The 16,701-nt window shown below is 71.5% G+C and carries 15 protein-coding genes; 11 read left to right on the top strand and 4 right to left on the bottom strand.

The window, feature by feature from the left end:
- The first annotated feature begins 15 nt into the window (after positions 1-15).
- On the top strand, positions 16-987 hold the full coding sequence (locus tag ACOBQB_RS08060) for a PDR/VanB family oxidoreductase (protein WP_423589937.1): 972 nt from the start codon (positions 16-18) through the stop codon (positions 985-987).
- A 74-nt stretch (positions 988-1,061) separates the two neighbouring features.
- Here the strand turns inward: ACOBQB_RS08060 and ACOBQB_RS08055 are convergent, their stop codons facing one another.
- The 3 genes from ACOBQB_RS08055 to ACOBQB_RS08045 form a co-directional block, all read right to left on the bottom strand.
- The gene (locus ACOBQB_RS08055; RefSeq protein WP_423589935.1) at positions 1,062-1,346 is read right to left on the bottom strand and encodes a DUF1427 family protein; all 285 of its coding nucleotides are present in this window, start codon (positions 1,344-1,346) and stop codon (positions 1,062-1,064) included.
- Positions 1,343-1,489 (bottom strand): DUF1427 family protein, encoded by a 147-nt coding sequence (locus ACOBQB_RS08050; protein WP_423589933.1) that lies wholly within the window; start codon positions 1,487-1,489, stop codon positions 1,343-1,345. Before ACOBQB_RS08050 ends, ACOBQB_RS08055 begins: the two co-directional genes overlap by 4 nt.
- 105 nt (positions 1,490-1,594) lie before the next feature.
- Positions 1,595-2,218: a TetR/AcrR family transcriptional regulator gene (locus ACOBQB_RS08045; RefSeq protein ID WP_423589932.1), complete on the bottom strand. Its 624-nt coding sequence runs from the start codon at positions 2,216-2,218 to the stop codon at positions 1,595-1,597.
- A 251-nt stretch (positions 2,219-2,469) separates the two neighbouring features.
- On the opposite strand from ACOBQB_RS08045, the gene ACOBQB_RS08040 reads away from it, so the two are divergent.
- The 3 genes from ACOBQB_RS08040 to ACOBQB_RS08030 are packed head-to-tail and all read left to right on the top strand — an operon-like array spanning position 2,470 to position 8,037.
- Positions 2,470-3,939: an MFS transporter gene (locus ACOBQB_RS08040; protein ID WP_423589930.1), complete on the top strand. Its 1,470-nt coding sequence runs from the start codon at positions 2,470-2,472 to the stop codon at positions 3,937-3,939.
- 43 nt (positions 3,940-3,982) lie between these two features.
- A complete protein-coding gene (locus tag ACOBQB_RS08035) occupies positions 3,983-6,286 on the top strand; it encodes a family 78 glycoside hydrolase catalytic domain (protein ID WP_423589929.1) in 2,304 nt (767 codons plus the stop codon).
- On the top strand, positions 6,283-8,037 hold the full coding sequence (locus ACOBQB_RS08030) for a glycoside hydrolase family 3 N-terminal domain-containing protein (protein ID WP_423589927.1): 1,755 nt from the start codon (positions 6,283-6,285) through the stop codon (positions 8,035-8,037). Before ACOBQB_RS08035 ends, ACOBQB_RS08030 begins: the two co-directional genes overlap by 4 nt.
- Before the next feature lie 69 nt (positions 8,038-8,106).
- Here ACOBQB_RS08030 and ACOBQB_RS08025 read toward each other — a convergent pair whose 3' ends face one another.
- Positions 8,107-8,286, bottom strand: a complete 180-nt coding sequence (locus ACOBQB_RS08025) for a hypothetical protein (RefSeq protein ID WP_423589926.1) — start codon at positions 8,284-8,286, stop codon at positions 8,107-8,109.
- Here ACOBQB_RS08025 and ACOBQB_RS08020 point away from each other — a divergent pair.
- The 7 genes from ACOBQB_RS08020 to ACOBQB_RS07990 all read left to right on the top strand — a co-directional run bounded on the left by ACOBQB_RS08020 (position 8,279) and on the right by ACOBQB_RS07990 (position 16,641).
- Positions 8,279-8,518: a hypothetical protein gene (locus ACOBQB_RS08020; RefSeq protein ID WP_423589924.1), complete on the top strand. Its 240-nt coding sequence runs from the start codon at positions 8,279-8,281 to the stop codon at positions 8,516-8,518. The genes ACOBQB_RS08025 and ACOBQB_RS08020 overlap by 8 nt on opposite strands.
- A 773-nt stretch (positions 8,519-9,291) precedes the next feature.
- Entirely contained in the window at positions 9,292-9,540 is a 249-nt protein-coding gene (locus ACOBQB_RS08015; protein ID WP_423589923.1) for an acyl carrier protein, read from the top strand.
- Entirely contained in the window at positions 9,537-10,754 is a 1,218-nt protein-coding gene (locus tag ACOBQB_RS08010; protein WP_423589922.1) for a beta-ketoacyl-[acyl-carrier-protein] synthase family protein, read from the top strand. The genes ACOBQB_RS08015 and ACOBQB_RS08010 overlap by 4 nt, the downstream gene beginning before the upstream one ends.
- A gap of 54 nt (positions 10,755-10,808) precedes the next feature.
- Positions 10,809-12,542 carry an acyl-CoA dehydrogenase family protein gene (locus ACOBQB_RS08005; RefSeq protein ID WP_423589920.1) on the top strand — a complete coding sequence of 578 codons (1,734 nt, stop codon included), beginning with the start codon at positions 10,809-10,811 and terminating at the stop codon, positions 12,540-12,542.
- On the top strand, positions 12,539-13,525 hold the full coding sequence (locus ACOBQB_RS08000) for a beta-ketoacyl-ACP synthase III (protein WP_423589918.1): 987 nt from the start codon (positions 12,539-12,541) through the stop codon (positions 13,523-13,525). Before ACOBQB_RS08005 ends, ACOBQB_RS08000 begins: the two co-directional genes overlap by 4 nt.
- A 203-nt stretch (positions 13,526-13,728) precedes the next feature.
- On the top strand, positions 13,729-14,730 hold the full coding sequence (locus ACOBQB_RS07995; RefSeq protein WP_423589916.1) for a TauD/TfdA family dioxygenase: 1,002 nt from the start codon (positions 13,729-13,731) through the stop codon (positions 14,728-14,730).
- 39 nt (positions 14,731-14,769) lie between these two features.
- Entirely contained in the window at positions 14,770-16,641 is a 1,872-nt protein-coding gene (locus ACOBQB_RS07990; RefSeq protein WP_423589915.1) for an ABC transporter ATP-binding protein, read from the top strand.
- Positions 16,642-16,701: the final 60 nt, after the last annotated feature.

Genomic DNA, 16,701 nt, shown 5'->3' with positions numbered 1-16,701 from the left:
GAAAAGAGAACCACCATGACCATCACGAGCCCACAACGCACCGAGGTCCAACTCGACCTGACCCTGGTGCGCAAGGAGCCCCTCGCCGAGGGCGTCGTCCGGCTCAGCCTGGCCCACCCCTCCGGCGAGCGGCTGCCCGCGTGGAGCCCCGGCGCCCACATCGACCTGGTGCTGGGCCCCGGTCTGATACGGCAGTACTCGCTGTGCGGCGACCCGGGGGACACCTCCCTCCTCCAGGTCGCCGTGCTGCGCGAGCCGGAGAGCCGGGGCGGCTCCCACTACGTGCACGACACCCTGGCCGAGGGCGACATGGTCCTGGTGCGCGGCCCCCGCAACCACTTCCCGCTGGTCGACTCCCCCCGCTACCTGTTCATCGCCGGTGGCATCGGCATCACCCCGGTCCTGCCGATGATCGCCGCCGCCGAGCGGCGGGGCGCCGACTGGCGGCTGGTGTACGGCGGCCGCAGCCGCGCCACCATGGCCTTCGCCGGGCAGCTCGCCGAGGACCACCCCCACCGGTTGGCCCTGCGCCCCCAGGACGAGACCGGTCTTCTCGACCTGGACAGGCTGCTCGGCAGCCCCGTCCCCGGCACCCTCGTCTACTGCTGCGGTCCCGAGCCCCTGCTCAACGCGGTGGAGCGGCGGTGTGCCCCCTGGCCGGAGGGCTCGCTGCACATCGAGCGGTTCACGTCGAAGTCGCGGGAGGGCGACGCCCCTTCGACCTCCTTCGAGGTGGAACTCTCCCGGAGCGGCATCACGGTGACCGTCCCCCCGGACAAGACCGTCCTCCAGGCGGTCGAGGAGGCCGGCGTGCAGGTCCTGTCCTCGTGTCAGGAGGGCACCTGTGGCACCTGCGAGACGGCGGTCCTCGACGGGGTGGTGGACCACCGCGACTCCCTCCTCACCCCCGCCGAGCAGGCCCGCAACGACACGATGTTCATCTGCGTCTCGCGCGCCGCCTGTCCGCGCCTTGTCCTGGATCTGTGACCCACCGCCCCCAACGGGGTCCACCGCATGACCCCGAGACCGTGGCCGACCGCGGCCCGTCGTCCGGCTGCCCGCTACGGGGTAGTCGCGTGTGGCGCTCTCCCGGGACCGGCGCCCCCGGCGGGTGCGGGGATCACCGGGTCGGCGGGTCGGCGGCGCCGTACCCACCGCTTGCGGAGGGCCGTGGCGATCCGCTCGCCGAGGAGGATGCCCGCCAGTCCGCACAGGCTCAGCAGGGGCGGCGCGGGTGCAGCGACGTCCAGGGCCCAGAAGACCGCGCCCATCGCGGTTCCGGCGAGGAGGGAGACCCCCGCCCGCCGCGCGAACGCCGCCGCACGGGCCCTGCGTGGGGCGGTCACAAGGCCCCCAGGGCGGCCTGGCTCAGCAGCATGCCGAGCAGGCCGCACAGCGCGACGGGCGGGGGAGCGGGGGCTTTGACTCGCAGTGCCACGTACAGAATTCCGACCACCATCCCGGCCAGCAGGACCTTCACGTATGCCATCGGTACCCAGCTCCCCGTGAGAAAGCGACTAACGTCAGGTTACCTGACATTAGGTGTGGCGCGGCACGGTGCGCGCTTGCCGCCCGCCTCGGTTCCGCCTGGGCGCTACAGCCCCTCGCCGTCGGCCGCGATGGCGCTCATCAGGCGGTCCAGGTGCGAGCGCATCACGGCGATCAGGTCGAATGCGCGCCCGCCGGCCAGCCACTGCAGTCGTAGCCCGGCATCCAGCGCCGCGCACTCCCGGGCGATGTTCTCGTGGTCCAGGCCCGCCTTGAGCTCACCGGACTCGGCGCCGGCGCGCAGGCGGTCCGCGAGTTCGCGTACGCCCTTTTCCTGCCACTGGGAGAAGAACTCGTGCGCGGGGTGGTCCGGTGCGGTGGCCTCGGCGCCGATCACGACGGCGAGTTCGAGGATCCCCGGCATGGTCAGTGATGCGGCCGTGTCCTCCAGGTGGCAGCGGAAGGCGTCCCGTACGGAGTCGGGTACGCGTACCCATTGCTCGTCGAGCCGCTCGTGCCAGTACTGCACCACGGCCAGAAGCAGTTGCTGCTTGTCGCCGAAGTGGTGGAGCAGCCCGGCGTCGGTGATGCCGGCGTCGCGGGCGACGCGGGCCAGTGAGGTCTTGCGGTAACCGTCCTGGCCGAAGCGCAGCAGCGCGGCCTCCAGGATCTGGTTGCGCCTGGCCAGCCCTGTTGTGTAGCCGCCGCGCGGCCCCCGTGGTGTCCCCATGCGCACAACCGTACCGAGCGCCGTCGCCGGGTCTCGCGGGAGTGTCGTCGCCGCATGGCAGGGGCCACCTACCCCCCGACTCGTGTGACGTGCATCACTCTACCAATGCCTAGCGTGCACTAAGTATTGGGCTCATCATCATCCGAAAGCGAGGGAACGTTTCGCGCCTGTGGCCAGATATTGGCCCTGGCTGACGGCCTGCCGTTCCACGCACGAACCCGACCTTCCCTGTTCGCGAAAGGAGCGGCTTCATGACACCGACGCCTGCCGGCCCCTCGCTCGACGCAGCCTCGTCCGACGACACCACGAGATGGACCCCGCCACTGGTCGCCGTACTCATCGCGCTCATCTGGCCGACCCAGCTCCTGGCCGCCGCCGGCATCCTGGGCGCCAACGCCACCGCCAGCGTGGCGCAGAGCTTCCGCACCACGCACGTGGCCTGGTTCGGGCTGACCGTCGTCCTCGTCTCGACGCTGCTGACGCCGTTCGTGATGAAACTGGGCGACCGCTACGGCAGGAAGCGGCTTATGCTCGCCATGGCCGGCCTGGGGGTCGTCGGAGACGTCATCGCCGCGACGGCGGGCAGTTTCTGGCTTCTGCTGCTCGGGCGGGCGATCGCCGGCTGTTACGGCCCGTTCGGCGCCCTGTCCTTCCCTGCCGTACGGGACATCTTCCCCGCCCGGCTGGTGAAGCCGGCCAGCGCCATCCTGGGCAGCAGCGTCGGTCTGGTGGCCCTGGCCGGGCCGTTCCTGGCCGGCTGGCTGGTCGACGGCTGGGGCTACCAGGGCGTGATGTGGTTCCTCGCCGCGGCCTCCGCCGCAGGCTTCGCGCTGATCGCCTTCCTCGTGCCCCAGACCCCACAGCATGACTTCCGGCCCGGCTTCGACTGGCTCGGCGGCCTGGTCCTCGGCGGGGGACTGACCGCGGTCGTCTACGCGGTCGGCCAGGGACAGAGCTGGGGCTGGGCCGACGCCAAAACGCTCGGCTGGCTCGCCGCCGGCCTGGTCGCACTGGTCGTCTTCTTTTTCGTGGAGCGCTCCAGCGCCCACCCGATCCTGGACCTGAAGGTACTCAGCCGACGCCCGGTCGCCCTGGTCCTCGTCAGCGGCGGGCTCGCTCAGGCCGTCGCCTTCACCATGCCGGGCATGGCGATCCTGCTCGCCCTCTACCCGCACATCCCCGGCGTCTCCGCCGGTCTCGGGTGGACGGCACAGCACAACGCCGTCGTCAGCGTGACCTGGAACGTGGTGATGTTCGGTACCGGAATCGTCGCCAGCCGCCTCCTGCGCACCGTCGATGCCCGGCTGATCTGGTGGGCGGGGCTGGCTCTGATGGCGGGCGGCTACGGCCTGGTGGGTTTCTTCCACGCCGACGAGACAGAACTCATCCTCACCTCGTGCCTCGCCAACCTCGGCTCCGGCCTCGTCGTCGCGGGAGCTCCGGCGCTGGTCGTCGGCGTGGTGTCCAAGGAGGAGCAGGGGCTGGGCAGCGGCATGCTCAACATGGGCATCAACTTTTTCGGCGCCATCGTCACCGCCCTGTCGTTCGCCGCCCTCGCGACACACGGCACCGTCGTGGACGGCACCGCCTTCTACCAGGACGGCGGCTACGCCTGGCTGTTCTGGACCGGAGCGCTGCTCACCGCGCTGACCCTGGCGATATCGCTGTTCATCCCGCCACTGCGGGATCCCGCCGAAACTGACGCCGCCCCCGTCATCTGAACGCCCCACGGCCTCCGCACCGCCGGCACCGAGAAAGGCAGACATGCCGCACGCCTGGACCGCTCAGGTCATCACCCCCGCCCGGCCGGAAGAGCCACCCGCTACGGAGGGCCGGCCCGCCACGCTGCTGCGTGAGGTGTTCACCGTGAGCGGCCGGGTGAGGCAGGCGGAGCTGAGGGTCACCGCCCTGGGGGTGTACGAGACGCATCTCAACGGCGCCGTGGTCGGGGACCACGTCCTGGCGCCGGGCTGGACCAGCTACCACCATCGCCACCGCTACCAGTCCTTCGACGTGACCCGGATGCTGCGCCCCGGTCCCAACGCCTGGGGCGCGCACCTGGCGGACGGATGGTACCGGGGCCTGCTCGGCTTCAACGGCGGCAACCGCGACATCCACGGACCGCACACCGCACTGCTCGGCGAGCTGCGGATCGAGTACGCCGACGGCATCGTCCAGACCGTCACGACCGGTCCGGGCTGGCGCGCGGCGGCCGGTCCCGTCACCGCCACCGGCCTGTACGAGGGAGAGGCATACGACGCCCGCCGGGAGCTGCCCGGCTGGAGCGAACCGGGCTTCGACGACACGCACTGGCATCCGGTGCGCGTCGTGGACTTCGACACCTCGGTGCTGTTCCCGGCCGACAGCCCTCCCGTACGGCGCATCGAGTGCCTCCCCCCGGTGGCCGTTACCACGTCCCCCAGCGGGCGCGTCCTGGTCGACTTCGGCCAGAACCTGGTCGGCAGGCTGCGCATTCGCGTCCGCGGTGAGGCGGGTCGCACCGTAACCCTGCGGCACGCGGAGGTGTTGGAGGGCGGCGAGTTGTGCGTACGTCCGCTGCGCGGCGCCCTGGCCACCGACCGCTACACGTTGCGCGGCGACGCCGACGGCGAGCAGTGGGAGCCCCGCTTCACCTTCCACGGCTTCCGCTACGCCGAGATCGACAACTGGCCCGGCGAACTCGGCCCCGGTGACGTCACCGCTGTGGTCCTGCACAGCGACCTCCGCCGGACCGGTTGGTTCGAGTCCTCCGATCCGTCGCTGAACCGACTGCACGAGAACGTGGTGTGGGGGATGCGGGGCAACTTCCTGGACGTTCCCACCGACTGCCCCCAGCGCGACGAACGCCTCGGCTGGAGCGGCGACATCCAGGTCTTCGCCCCCACCGCCACGTTCCTCTACGACACCCAGGACTTCCTGCGCTCCTGGCTGCGCGACCTCGCCGCGGACCAGACCGAGGACCCCGACGGCATCCCCCCGGTGATCAGCCCCGCCATCCCCTTGAACATCCCCGTACCGATGCCTCCCGGCAACCCTCCGATGGCTGGCTGGTGCGACGCCGCCGTCATCGTCCCGTGGGTCCTGTACGAGCGGTACGGCGACACCGAAGTGCTGCGCACCCAGTACCCGTCCATGCGCGCTTGGGTCGACGCCGTCGACCGGATCGCCGGGCCCGCGCACGTGTGGGGCGAGGGCTTCCAGTTCGGCGACTGGCTCGACCCCACCGCATCCCCCGACGACCCCGGCGGGGCGACGACCTCCTCCCCACTCGTTGCGACCGCCTACTTCGCGCACTCGTCCCGACTGCTGGCCCGCACCGCCGACGTCCTGGGGAAGAAGGACCACGCCGAGCACTATCACGCACTCTCCGATGCCGTACGGCAAGCCTTCCGCGCCCGCTTCCACACCCGTGGCGGCCACCTGACGGAAGAGACCCAGACCGCCTACGCCCTCGCCCTCGGCTTCGACCTGCTCCAGGACGACGCCGAGCGGACCGAGGCCGGCAACCGGCTGGCCGCTCTGGTGGCAGAGCGCGGCCACCGGATCGGCACCGGCTTCCTCGGCACGCCGCTGGTGTGCGACGCGCTCACCGCCGCCGGCCACACCGATACCGCGTACCGGTTGCTGCTGGAGCGCTCCTGTCCGTCGTGGCTCTACCAGGTGGACATGGGTGCCACGACGATCTGGGAGCGCTGGGACAGTCTGCTGCCCGACGGCAGCGTCAACCCCGGAGAGATGACCTCCTTCAACCACTATGCGCTCGGTGCGGTCGCCGACTGGCTGCACCGCACCGTCGCGGGTCTCGCCCCCGCCGCCCCCGGCTACCGCCGCCTGCTCGTCCGGCCCCGCCCCGGCGGCGGCCTCACCTGGGCCAAGGCCGCGTACGAGACACCGTACGGACGGGCCGAGGTGGCGTGGCGCCTGACCGACGGCCGGCTGACGGTCACCGTGACCGCCCCCCAGGGCACCGACGCCACCATCGACCTGCCGGGCGCCGAGCCCACCCGGGCCGGGCCCGGCATCCACACCTTCCACGCCCCCCACCGCACCACCGAGGAGCAGCAGTGACCCACCCCTACCAGGACCCCAGCCGCAGCGTCGAAGAACGGGTGGCGGACCTGCTGCCCCGTATGACGCCGGCAGAGAAGGCCGGGCTGCTCTTCCACCACGCGACAGGCATCGGAGCGAACCCCGCACCCGTCGGCCTCACCGCCGAGCGGATGATGTCCGACCGGCTCATGTCGCACTTCAACCTCCTGGGCGCGGGCACCCCACGCGAGATGGCGGAGCTCCACAACCGCCTCCAGGAGCAGGCCGCCGCCACCCGGCTGGGCATCCCGGTGACGCTGTCCACCGATCCGCGCCACGCGTTCACCGACAACCCGGGCACCGCGATGATGGCCGGCCCCTTCTCCCAGTGGCCCGAAACCCTGGGCTTGGCCGCCATCGACGACGTGGAGCTGGCACGCCAGTACGGCGACATTGTGCGCCGCGAGTACCTGGCCGTCGGTCTGCGGGTCGCCCTGCACCCGCAGATCGACCTGGCCACCGAACCGCGTTGGGCCCGCATCTCGGGCACGTTCGGCGAGGACGCCGACCTGACCTCCCGGATGGCCGCCGCGTACATCGAGGGCCTGCGTGGTCCGGGGGATCAGCTCGGCCCGGACAGCGTGGCCGCGATGGTCAAGCACTTCCCCGGCGGCGGCCCGCAGAAGGACGGCGAGGACCCGCACTTCCCCTACGGCAGGGAACAGGTCTACCCAGGCGGCTTCTTCGACTACCACCTGGGGCCGTTCAAGGCGGCCATCGCCGCCGGGGCCACGCAGATGATGCCGTACTACGGCATGCCGGTCGGCACCGGGCACGAAGAGGTCGGCTTCGGCTTCAACAAGGGCATCATCACCGGGCTGCTGCGCGAGGAGCTGGGCTTCGACGGCATCGTCTGCACCGACTGGGGCCTGATCAACGACGGTCCGATCATGGGCGAGATGCACGCTGCCCGCGCCTGGGGCGTGGAACACCTCACGCCCGAGGAGCGGGCGCTGAAGGTGCTGCACGCGGGCGCCGACCAGATCGGCGGCGAGGCATGTCCCGAGCTGATCGTGGAACTCGTCCGCGGAGGACGGCTGGCGGAATCCCGCCTCGACGCCTCCGTCACCCGCCTGCTCGCCGAGAAGTTCCGCCTCGGGCTGTTCGACGACCGCCGCTATGTCGACCCGGACGCCGCCGAAGAGATCGTCGGCCGCGCCGACTTCCGCACCGTTGGAGAGGCCGCCCAGCGCCGCTCGCTGACCCTGCTGGAGAACCGTGCCGGCGTACTGCCGCTGACCGGCCGCCCCCGGTTGTACGTGGAAGGCGTCGACCCGGCCGTGGCCGCCGAGTACACCGACATCGTCACCGACCCGGCTCAGGCCGACCTCGCGGTGCTGCGCCTGAACACCCCCTACGAGCCCCGCCCGGGCCTGTTCGAGTCCTTCTTCCACGCCGGCCGGCTCGACTTCGACCGCGAGCGCCTCAAGCAGATCCTCGCCCTGCCCGACAGGGTGCCCACCGTCGTCACCATCCACCTCGAACGGCCCGCCGTCATCCCCGAAATCGCCGACCGTGCCGCTGCGTTGCTCGCCGCCTATGGCGCCGGCGACCGGGCGCTGCTCGACGTCCTGTTCGGCCGGGCCACGCCGGAGGGATCCCTGCCCTTCCAACTTCCGCGATCCATGGCCGAGGTCGAGGCCGGACGTCCCGATGTGCCGCAGGAGAGCACGGATCCGCTCTACCCGTTCGGGCACGGGTTGCGCTACACCGCCGAAAGCACAGCCTGAACACGCCCGTGAACGACAAGGAGCAGCGTATGAACAGCGCCTTCCCCAACGGCTTCCTGTGGGGCGCCGCTACTCGTCCACCAGGTCGAAGGTCCGTTCAGCCCGCTCGGCAAGGGCTTCCTCACCGGCGCCGTCGACACCACGACCACGTTCACCCAGGGCGACATCCGTACCACCATCCCGCGGTTCGACCAGGACAACCTCGCCGCCAACCAGGCTCTGATCGACCACGTCGCCACGCTTGCCCACGCCGGAATGCCACCGCGGGACAGGTCGCCTTGGCCTGGCTGCTCGTCCAGCACCCCCGGATCGTCCCGCCCCCCCGGGCACCCGCCGCGTCGAACGCCTGGAGGAGAACGCCCGCGCGACTCAGGTCGCCCTGTCCGCCGACGACATCGCGGACCTCGACGCCACAGTGGCCCGCATCGGCGTGCACGGCGACCGCTACAACGACGTGCACATGGGCCTCGTCGGCAAGTGAGAAGGCCGCCTGTTGCCCGACGTGAATGGTTCCGGGAACAGATCGCCGCAGCGGTCGAACGGGATGTCCAAGGCAGCGGCCCACGCAATGGATCGGCGCTCCGGTCGATACCTCGTCGGCCACGAGTCGGCGGCCGAGGCCGCTGTCACGTTCCGGCAAGGCCGGGGCCTCTTGTCGACCGTGACGCTCATGTGACGCTCCGGGCTCAGGAATGGCGCCCACCGAGTCGAGAAACCGGCTTTGAACTGCGGTTTCTGTTGCGAGCGGTCCGTCGCCCGGGCACGGCGGGCGAAGGCACGGGAGCTGATCGAGCGGCTTGTCGCCGAAGGGCCCGTCCGGATTGCTGATCCCGATGACGACGAGGTCGCGGAGTGGCGGCGTGTCGTCAACGACGCGAAGCGGCACGGCTTGGGTACCGGAGCATCTCGTCCACCGCGATCGTCATCCGGTCCGGCTGGGCGAGCAGTGAGCGGTACACCCTTTTCACCGCACCATCGGCTCATCGTTGAGAAAACCTCACTCGCCGGTCACCGGCACAGCCGACGGATGCGGGTTCCGGCACTTCTTCGCGCTGACCCCGATCGCCACTGGTCGGCTCGGTCGGCGGGTGGTGACTTGTTCCCGCGCTTTCTGCCCCTCGTTCCACCTCTTCCTCCGCTTCTTTTCTTTGATAACAGCGCGATAGGTGCTCCATATCCGGTGCCGGCACAGTAGATCCGAAATCGTGTTACGAGGCGTCGAAGCAACCCTGAACCCCAGTAGAGGTGAAAGCCATGAGCGTGGACCCGAAGGCGATCGTGTACGGGATCCTGGCCGAGGACCTGGAAGTGGACCCCACGGAGATCACGGACAGTGCCCTGCTGCGCAACCTCGACGTGGATTCCCTCGCCATTGCCGAGCTGATCGTCAGGATCCAGGAAGAGGCGGGTGTGGACCTCGGCGGCGAGGAGACGCGCATCGCGGAGCTCACCGTCGGGGACGTGGTCCTGCTGGTCGGCGGCGCGGCCCAGGAAGCGGCGTGAGCGAAGGCCCCGCAGCCATCACGGGTGCCGGCCTGGTGACCCCGGCCGGCACCGACTCCGGCACGACCTGGGACGCCCTGTGCGCGGCCCGGTCCCTGGAGGCGGGCGACCCGGAGCCGCTGGACGGCACCGGGGCGTGGCACAGCCTGCGCGTGCCGCCCCTGCGGCCGGGGCAGCTCACCGGACGCGGCACCGCCCGCACCGACCCTTTCATCCGCTTCGCCCTGGCGGCGGTGGACGAGGCGCTCGCCGCGTCGGGGCTCGACCCGGCGAGCTGGGACGGCAGCCGGGTCGGCGTCGTGGTGGGCTCCGCCTTCGGCGGTGTGACCACGTCGGAGGAGCAGCACCGGCGGCTCGGCCGGAACGGCCCCGCGATGGTCTCGCCCTATCTGCACCCCCGCTCGCTGATCAACATGGCGGCGGGCACCATCAGCATCCGGTACGGGATCACCGGGCCGAGCCACACCCTGGTCGCCGCCTGCGCCTCGGGGGCCGCGGCGATCGGACTCGGCAAGACGCTGCTCGACTCCGGGATCTGCGACACCGTCATCGCCTGTGGCACGGACGCGAGCGTCACCCCGCTCGTGGTCGCCGGGTTCGCCCGGGCGGGCGCGCTCTCCGAGCACAAGGGGCCCGACGCCTCACGCCCGTTCGCCGCGGACCGCGACGGCTTCGTCATTTCCGAGGGCGCCGCGGCCGTCGTCATGGAGAAGCCGGAGAAGGCCCGCGCCCGCAACGCCGACGTACTGGGCCGCCTCCTCGGCTACAGCAGCACGTCCGACGCGCACCACCCCGTGTCCCCGCACCCCGACGGAGCGGGCGCCACGGCCGCCGTCGAGCAGGCGCTCGCCGCGGCGGGCGTCGCGGCGCGGGACATCGCGACCGTCAACGCGCACGGCACGTCGACACCGCAGAACGACCTGACCGAGGCCCGGCTCATCACCCGCCTCTTCCCCCACGGACCGTCCGTCACCGCGAACAAGGGGCTGCTCGGCCACACCCTGGGCGCGGCCGGCGCCATCGAGGCCGTCCTGACGCTGCGCAGCCTGCGCAGCGGCATCCTGCCGCCGATCGCGCACACGGAGCGGGCCGACCCCGACCTGCCCGGCCTCGACCTGGTCCTCGGCAGCGCGCGCAGCCACGGCGGGACCGTCGCGGTGAGCACCTCCTTCGGGTTCGGGGGCAGCAACTGCGCTCTGGTGCTGGACGCCTGACACCCCGGCGCGGCCGCACAGCCACCCCCCCCGCGACCCCTCCCAGGAGAGCCCATGACCCCACGCGAAGAAGAGCTGGCCCGTGTCCTCGCCGGACCCGAGTTCGCCACCATCAGACCGGACGATCTCAGCGTTCACGACTACAGCCTGTTGACACTTCGCCGGGCTCGTCTCCTGAACGCCGCCGGTCTCACCGCGAACTCGCTCTGGCTGGGCCGCGGCGAGAGCGACGACTTCCCAGGCTTCCTGCGCACCATGGGCTGGATCGGCGCGTACGACCTGTCTCTCCTCAACGTCCTCGTCTCCCACCAGATCTCGGGCGACGCGCTGCTCAGCCACGGCGGCCCCGAGCAGCTGCGCGCCCACGAGCCTGAGATCGACAACATGACGAAGGTCTACTGCTTCGCCGGATCCGAGCTGCACGCGGGCTCGGACCTGAAGCAGGTGCGGACCACCGCCACGTACGACCCGCGGGACGGGACGCTGGTCCTGAACACCCCCCGGCCCGCCGACAGCAAGGTGTGGATCGGCAACAGCCTGCACACGGGCGACGTGGCCATGGTGCTGAGCCGCCTCACGGTCGCGGGGCGGGATGAGGGCCACCACTGGATACGTGTCCCGCTGCGCGAGGACGGCGTGGTCCTGCCCGGCGTGAGCATCGGACGGGCCGAGCCGAAGGGCGGCGTCACGGCCAACCAGACCGGCGTCCTGTCCTTCACGGACTGCAGGCTCCCGCTGTCGGCCCTGATGAACCGCTGGGCCTCCATCGACGCGGAGGGCACCTACAGCTCCCCGCTGCCCCGCCACCGGCGCTTCGAGGAGTGCCTGGCCACCTTCACCCACGAGCGGCTCTTCCCGACGGTGGGCGCGGCGTACGCGCAGCGCCTCGCCTGCACCGTCACCACCCGGTTCGCGGGTACCAAGCGGGCCTTCGGCAGGGCGCTGATCGGCCACGAGCACTACCGCGTGCGGCTGTCCACGGCCGTGGGCCGTGCCCTCGCCGCCCAGTACGCGGTCGAGGCGCTCTCCTCGATCGCCATGGCCCGCTCCGCCCACGGCGAACCGGCCCGTGACCAGGTGCTGCACGCCCTGATCTCCTGCGGCAAGTCCGGCTGCACGGGCGACGCCCGGCACACGCTCGCCGAGACGCGGGAACTGTGCGGCGGACTCGGCTACCACGACCTGAACCAGATCACGCCCCTGCTCCACGACTACGAGATCGCCGTCACCTTCGGCGGCGACAACACCGTCCTCGGCTACCAGGCCACCCGCTACGCCCTGCGCCACCGCGAGGACTTCGACGCGGTGCTCGACGAGGCGGTCGCCGGGGCGAGCGACTTGAGTGCGGCCCGCCGACTGCGCGCCGTCTGCGACGCCCTGCTCGACGACGTCGAGCGGAACGGTCCCGGCGAGGCCAGCACCCGGTGGACCCGGGCCGTCTGCCAGACCATGGCGATCGGCCACTGGGCCGCGCACGCCGAGACCCCGCTGTCCCGGCGCCTGCTGGAGCAGTACGCGGCGTCCTGCGTCCTGGAACACGCGCTCACCGGTTTGCGGGCGGGGATCCTCGACCAGGACGAGATCCTGCGGCTCGAAGAGGCCCGCGGCGCGGCGGCCGCGGCCGACCTCGACGGCGACGCACTGCTCCAGCTGCTCGCCGTGCCGGAGGAACTGATCACCGCGCCCATCGCCCGCAAGGACTTCGCGGAACGCCACGTGGCGGCCGCCCACGCCGGGCACGCCCCGGTGACCGCACCGCTCATCTCGTCGGAAGGAGGGGGCGCATGACCGGACCGAGTGACAGGGTCGGCGCCGTCGTCACGGGACTCGGCACCTGCCTGCCGCAGACCGTGGTGACCAATGACGAGGTGTCACGGCACCTCGACACGGACCACGCCTGGATCCACCGGCGCACCGGCATCGACCGGCGCCGCCGGGTCTCCGCGTCCACCGGAACAGGAGACCTCGCCGTCGCCGCCGGAGCCGCAGCGCTGAAGTCCGCCGGGCGCGACGGCTGCGACCTGGTCCTGCTCGCGACCACCACCCCGGACCGGCGCTGCCCGGCCACCGCACCCTGGGTGGCCTCCCAACTGGGGCTCGCGGCGGCGGCGTTCGACCTGTCCGCCGTCTGCTCCGGCTTCGTCTACGGGCTCACCGTGGGCGCCTCGATGATCACCGCGGGCGCCTGTGACCGGGCTCTGGTCATCGGCGCGGACGTCTACTCCTCGATCGTGGACCCGGACGACCGGACGACCGCCGTCGTGTTCGGCGACGGGGCGGGCGCCGTCCTCCTGGAGCGGGGCCGTACGAGCGACCCGGGAGCGGTCCTGCACACCGAACTCGGCAGCGACGGCTCCGGGGACGAGCTGATCACCATCCCGCCGGGGGGCGAGCACCTCACCATGCAGGGGCGCGACGTCTACACCCGGGCCGTCACCACGATGACGGAGTCCGCCCGCTCCGTCGCCGGGAAGGCCGGCTGGGACATGGCGGACGTCGACGCGTTCGTCGGACACCAGGCGAACATCCGCATCCTCACGTCGGTGGCCAAGCGCCTCGGTCTGCCCCCGGAGCGTGTCGTCTCCAACATCGCGGACGTGGGCAACACGGCCGCCGCCTCCATCCCCCTCGCCCTGGCCGACGCCGCCGCCCAGGGGCGCGTCGCCGCGGGGGACCGTCTGCTCCTGACCGCCTTCGGCGGCGGCCTCACCTGGGGCTCCGCCGCGGTTGTCTGGTCAGGCGCGGAACCCGTACAGGAGGTACGCGCCTGACGGGGCACGCGCCCCCGCCACGAGGCAGCGGCATCCCGCAGCGCCGGCCCGCCCGCCACGGTGAGCCGGCGCTCAGGCGTCTGCCGTTCCGCCGCGACAAATGGCACGGGAATTCCTGCTCATGCTGACTCGATACGCGGCCGATAACGCCCGGCCATAGCGTCCGGAGGGCACATAAAAGACAGTGGACGGAGGCTATGAACATGGCAGCGAATGCCGACCGATCGGCTCCGCGCTACGACGTGACGCTGAACCCATCCGATGCGGAACGCGTCGAAGAGATCGCGTGGAAACTCGCCACTCAGGCATCGGGCCGCCCCGACGACGTCGAATGGGTCGAGAGCGCCAGGAAATCCTGGCACGAATTGCCCGTCGCCCTGCGCAGAACCCTCGCCGAATTCCGCCGCGATTCGGGTCCTGGCGGCGGTCTACTGCTGCGCGGACTGCCCGTCGACGCCCTGGAACTGCCGCCGACGCCCCACGTCAACGGCTCCGTCCAGCGCGAGCCGTCGCTCGGCGCCGCCGTCCTGCTGATGGTCGCCTGCGGACTCGGCGACCCCGGCGCGTTCCGGCCCGAGAAGAACGGGGCCCTCGTCCAGGACGTCGTCCCCGTCCCCGGCATGGAGGAGTTCCAGGGCAACGCGGGCTCGACCCTGCTCACGTTCCACAACGAGAACGCCTTTCACGAGCACCGCCCCGACTTCGTGATGCTGCTGTGCCTGCGCGCCGACCCTCTGGGTCAGGCCGGCCTGCGCACGGCCTGCATACGGCAGGTGCTCCCCGTGTTGTCCGACGAGACCCTGCGGGCCCTGTGGGCACCGGAGTTCGTCACCGCGCCGCCGCCCTCCTTCAACATGGGCGACGTCGACGCAGTGGCCGCACCCGTGCTCAGCGGCGACCCGGCGGACCCCGACATCCGGGTGGACCTGGCGGCCACCAGGCCGGTCACCGAACGCGCCGCCGAGGCCCTGCGCGATCTCCAGGACCACTTCACCAGGTCCGCCGCGACCTACCGCCTCAACCCGGGCGAGCTCGCGATCGTCGACAACCGCGTCACCGTCCACGGCCGCACCGAGTTCACCCCCCGCTACGACGGAACCGACCGTTGGCTGCAGCGCACCTTCGTGATGACCGATCTGCGCCGCTCACGGGCGATGCGCCCGGCCGACGGCTACGTGCTCGGCGACGTGGCGCAGCCCGCCTGACCGGCGAACCCCCCGCAGGAAAACAGGAGTTGGAGTCCGATGACGAGCACGCAGACCAGGGAGCGGTCGCCCGCGCCGCAAGCAGATGCAGCAGCGGTGAAAGCGCCGAAGCCGCCCGCCGAGCCGAGCCGGAAGGTCGGGCTGCGCTCCCTGTTCCCGTATCTCCAGGGCCGCTGGTCGACGCTGGGGATCGTCGCGGTGCTCTCGCTGGTGGTGACCCTCCTCACGCTCAGTCAGCCGGTGCTGACCCGTGACGTACTGGCCGACATCGAGGCCGACAAACCGGTCGGCAAGCTCGTGGCCCTGCTCATCGGCGTCCTCATCGTGGTGGCCGTGCTCGGCGGGATCCGCGACTACCTGCTGCAGCGCGCCGCCGAGGGCCTGGTCCTCACGGCGCGCCGCCGCCTGGTCGCCCGGCTCCTGCGGCTGCCCATCACCGAGTACGACCAGCGCCGCACGGGAGACCTGCTCTCCCGTGTCGGCGCCGACACCACGCTGCTGCGCGCGGTGGTCACATCAGGCCTGTTCGACACGGTGACCAACGTCGTCATGGTCGGCGGCTCCGCGGTCATGATGTGCCTGATCGACCCCACCCTGTTCGGGGCCACGGCCCTGGGCCTCGGCCTGGGTGTCGTCGCGGTCGTCGGTCTCTCCCGCAGGGTGCGCGGGGCGTCGAGGGACGCCCAGGACCGCATCGGCGAGATGACCTCCGCCGTGGAGCGCGCGATCTCCGCCGTACGCACGATCCGCGCCAGCGGCGCCGAGCACCGCGAGGAAGAGGCCGTCGACGGGTACGCCAAGGACGCCTACAGCGCCGGAATGCGCATCGCCAAGCTCCAGGCGATGATCAACCCGATCACCTCGACCACCATCCAGGTGGCGTTCCTCGTCGTCCTGGGCCTCGGCGGCGCCCGCGTGGCCAGCGGCGCGATCCAGGTCGGCGACATGGTCGCGTTCGTGCTCTTCCTGTTCATGCTGTGGTTTCCGCTCGGCCGCGCCCTGACCGCCTACTCCCGCCTCCAGTCGGGGCTCGGTGCCCTCCAGCGCATCGAGGAGGTGCTCGACCTACCGCAGGAGTCCGACCGGGCGGGCAGCGGCAAGGCCACCGGTCCGCTGACCGACGGCTCGTTCTCCGTACGGGAGCGGACCAGGCCCGACGCGGACGCCGGCACCGTGAGTCCGCCCGCGATCGAGTTCGACCGGGTCAGCTTCGGCTACGCGGGCGGCGAGAGCGTCCTGCGGGATGTGTCCCTCACGGTTCCCCGCGGCACCCGCACCGCCCTGGTCGGCCCTTCGGGCGCGGGCAAGTCCACGCTGCTGTCCCTGGTGGAGCGGTTCTACGACGTCACGTCGGGCATCGTGCGGGTGGGCGGGAGCGACGTGCGCGACCTGCCGCGCCGCGAGCTGCGCAACGCGCTCGGCTACGTGGAGCAGACGGCGCCGGTCCTGGCCGGAACGGTCCGCGACAACCTCTCCCTGGCCTCGCCCGACGCCACCGACGAGGACATGCGGGAGGTACTGCGCTCGGTCAACCTCGAAGACGTGATCATGCGTACGCCGCACGGCCTCGACACCCAGGTCGGTGAGGGCGGCGTCCTGTTGTCCGGCGGCGAGCGCCAACGCCTCGCCCTGGCACGGACGTTCCTGGCCGCGCCGCCGATCATGTTGCTCGACGAGGCGACCAGCAACCTCGACGCCCGCAACGAAGCCCTCATGCGGAACGCGATCGGCACCGTCACCGCCGACCGGACCCTGCTCGTGGTAGCCCACCGGCTCTCCACCGTCGTGGACAGCGACCAGATCGTGGTCCTCGAACACGGCGAGGTCGTCGCCGCGGGCCGGCACGAGGAACTGACCGGCAGCAGCCCGCTCTACCGCGAGCTCGCCAGCCACCAGCTGCTCATCAAGTAGCCCCCACGCAGAAGGGCCTCCCGGTCGATGACCGGGAGGCCCTTCTGCGTGTCCCGCGGG

This window comes from Streptomyces sp. G5(2025) (genome assembly GCF_049542075.1).
Lineage (GTDB): Bacteria > Actinomycetota > Actinomycetes > Streptomycetales > Streptomycetaceae > Streptomyces.
This window is presented reverse-complemented; position numbering and strand designations above follow the sequence as displayed.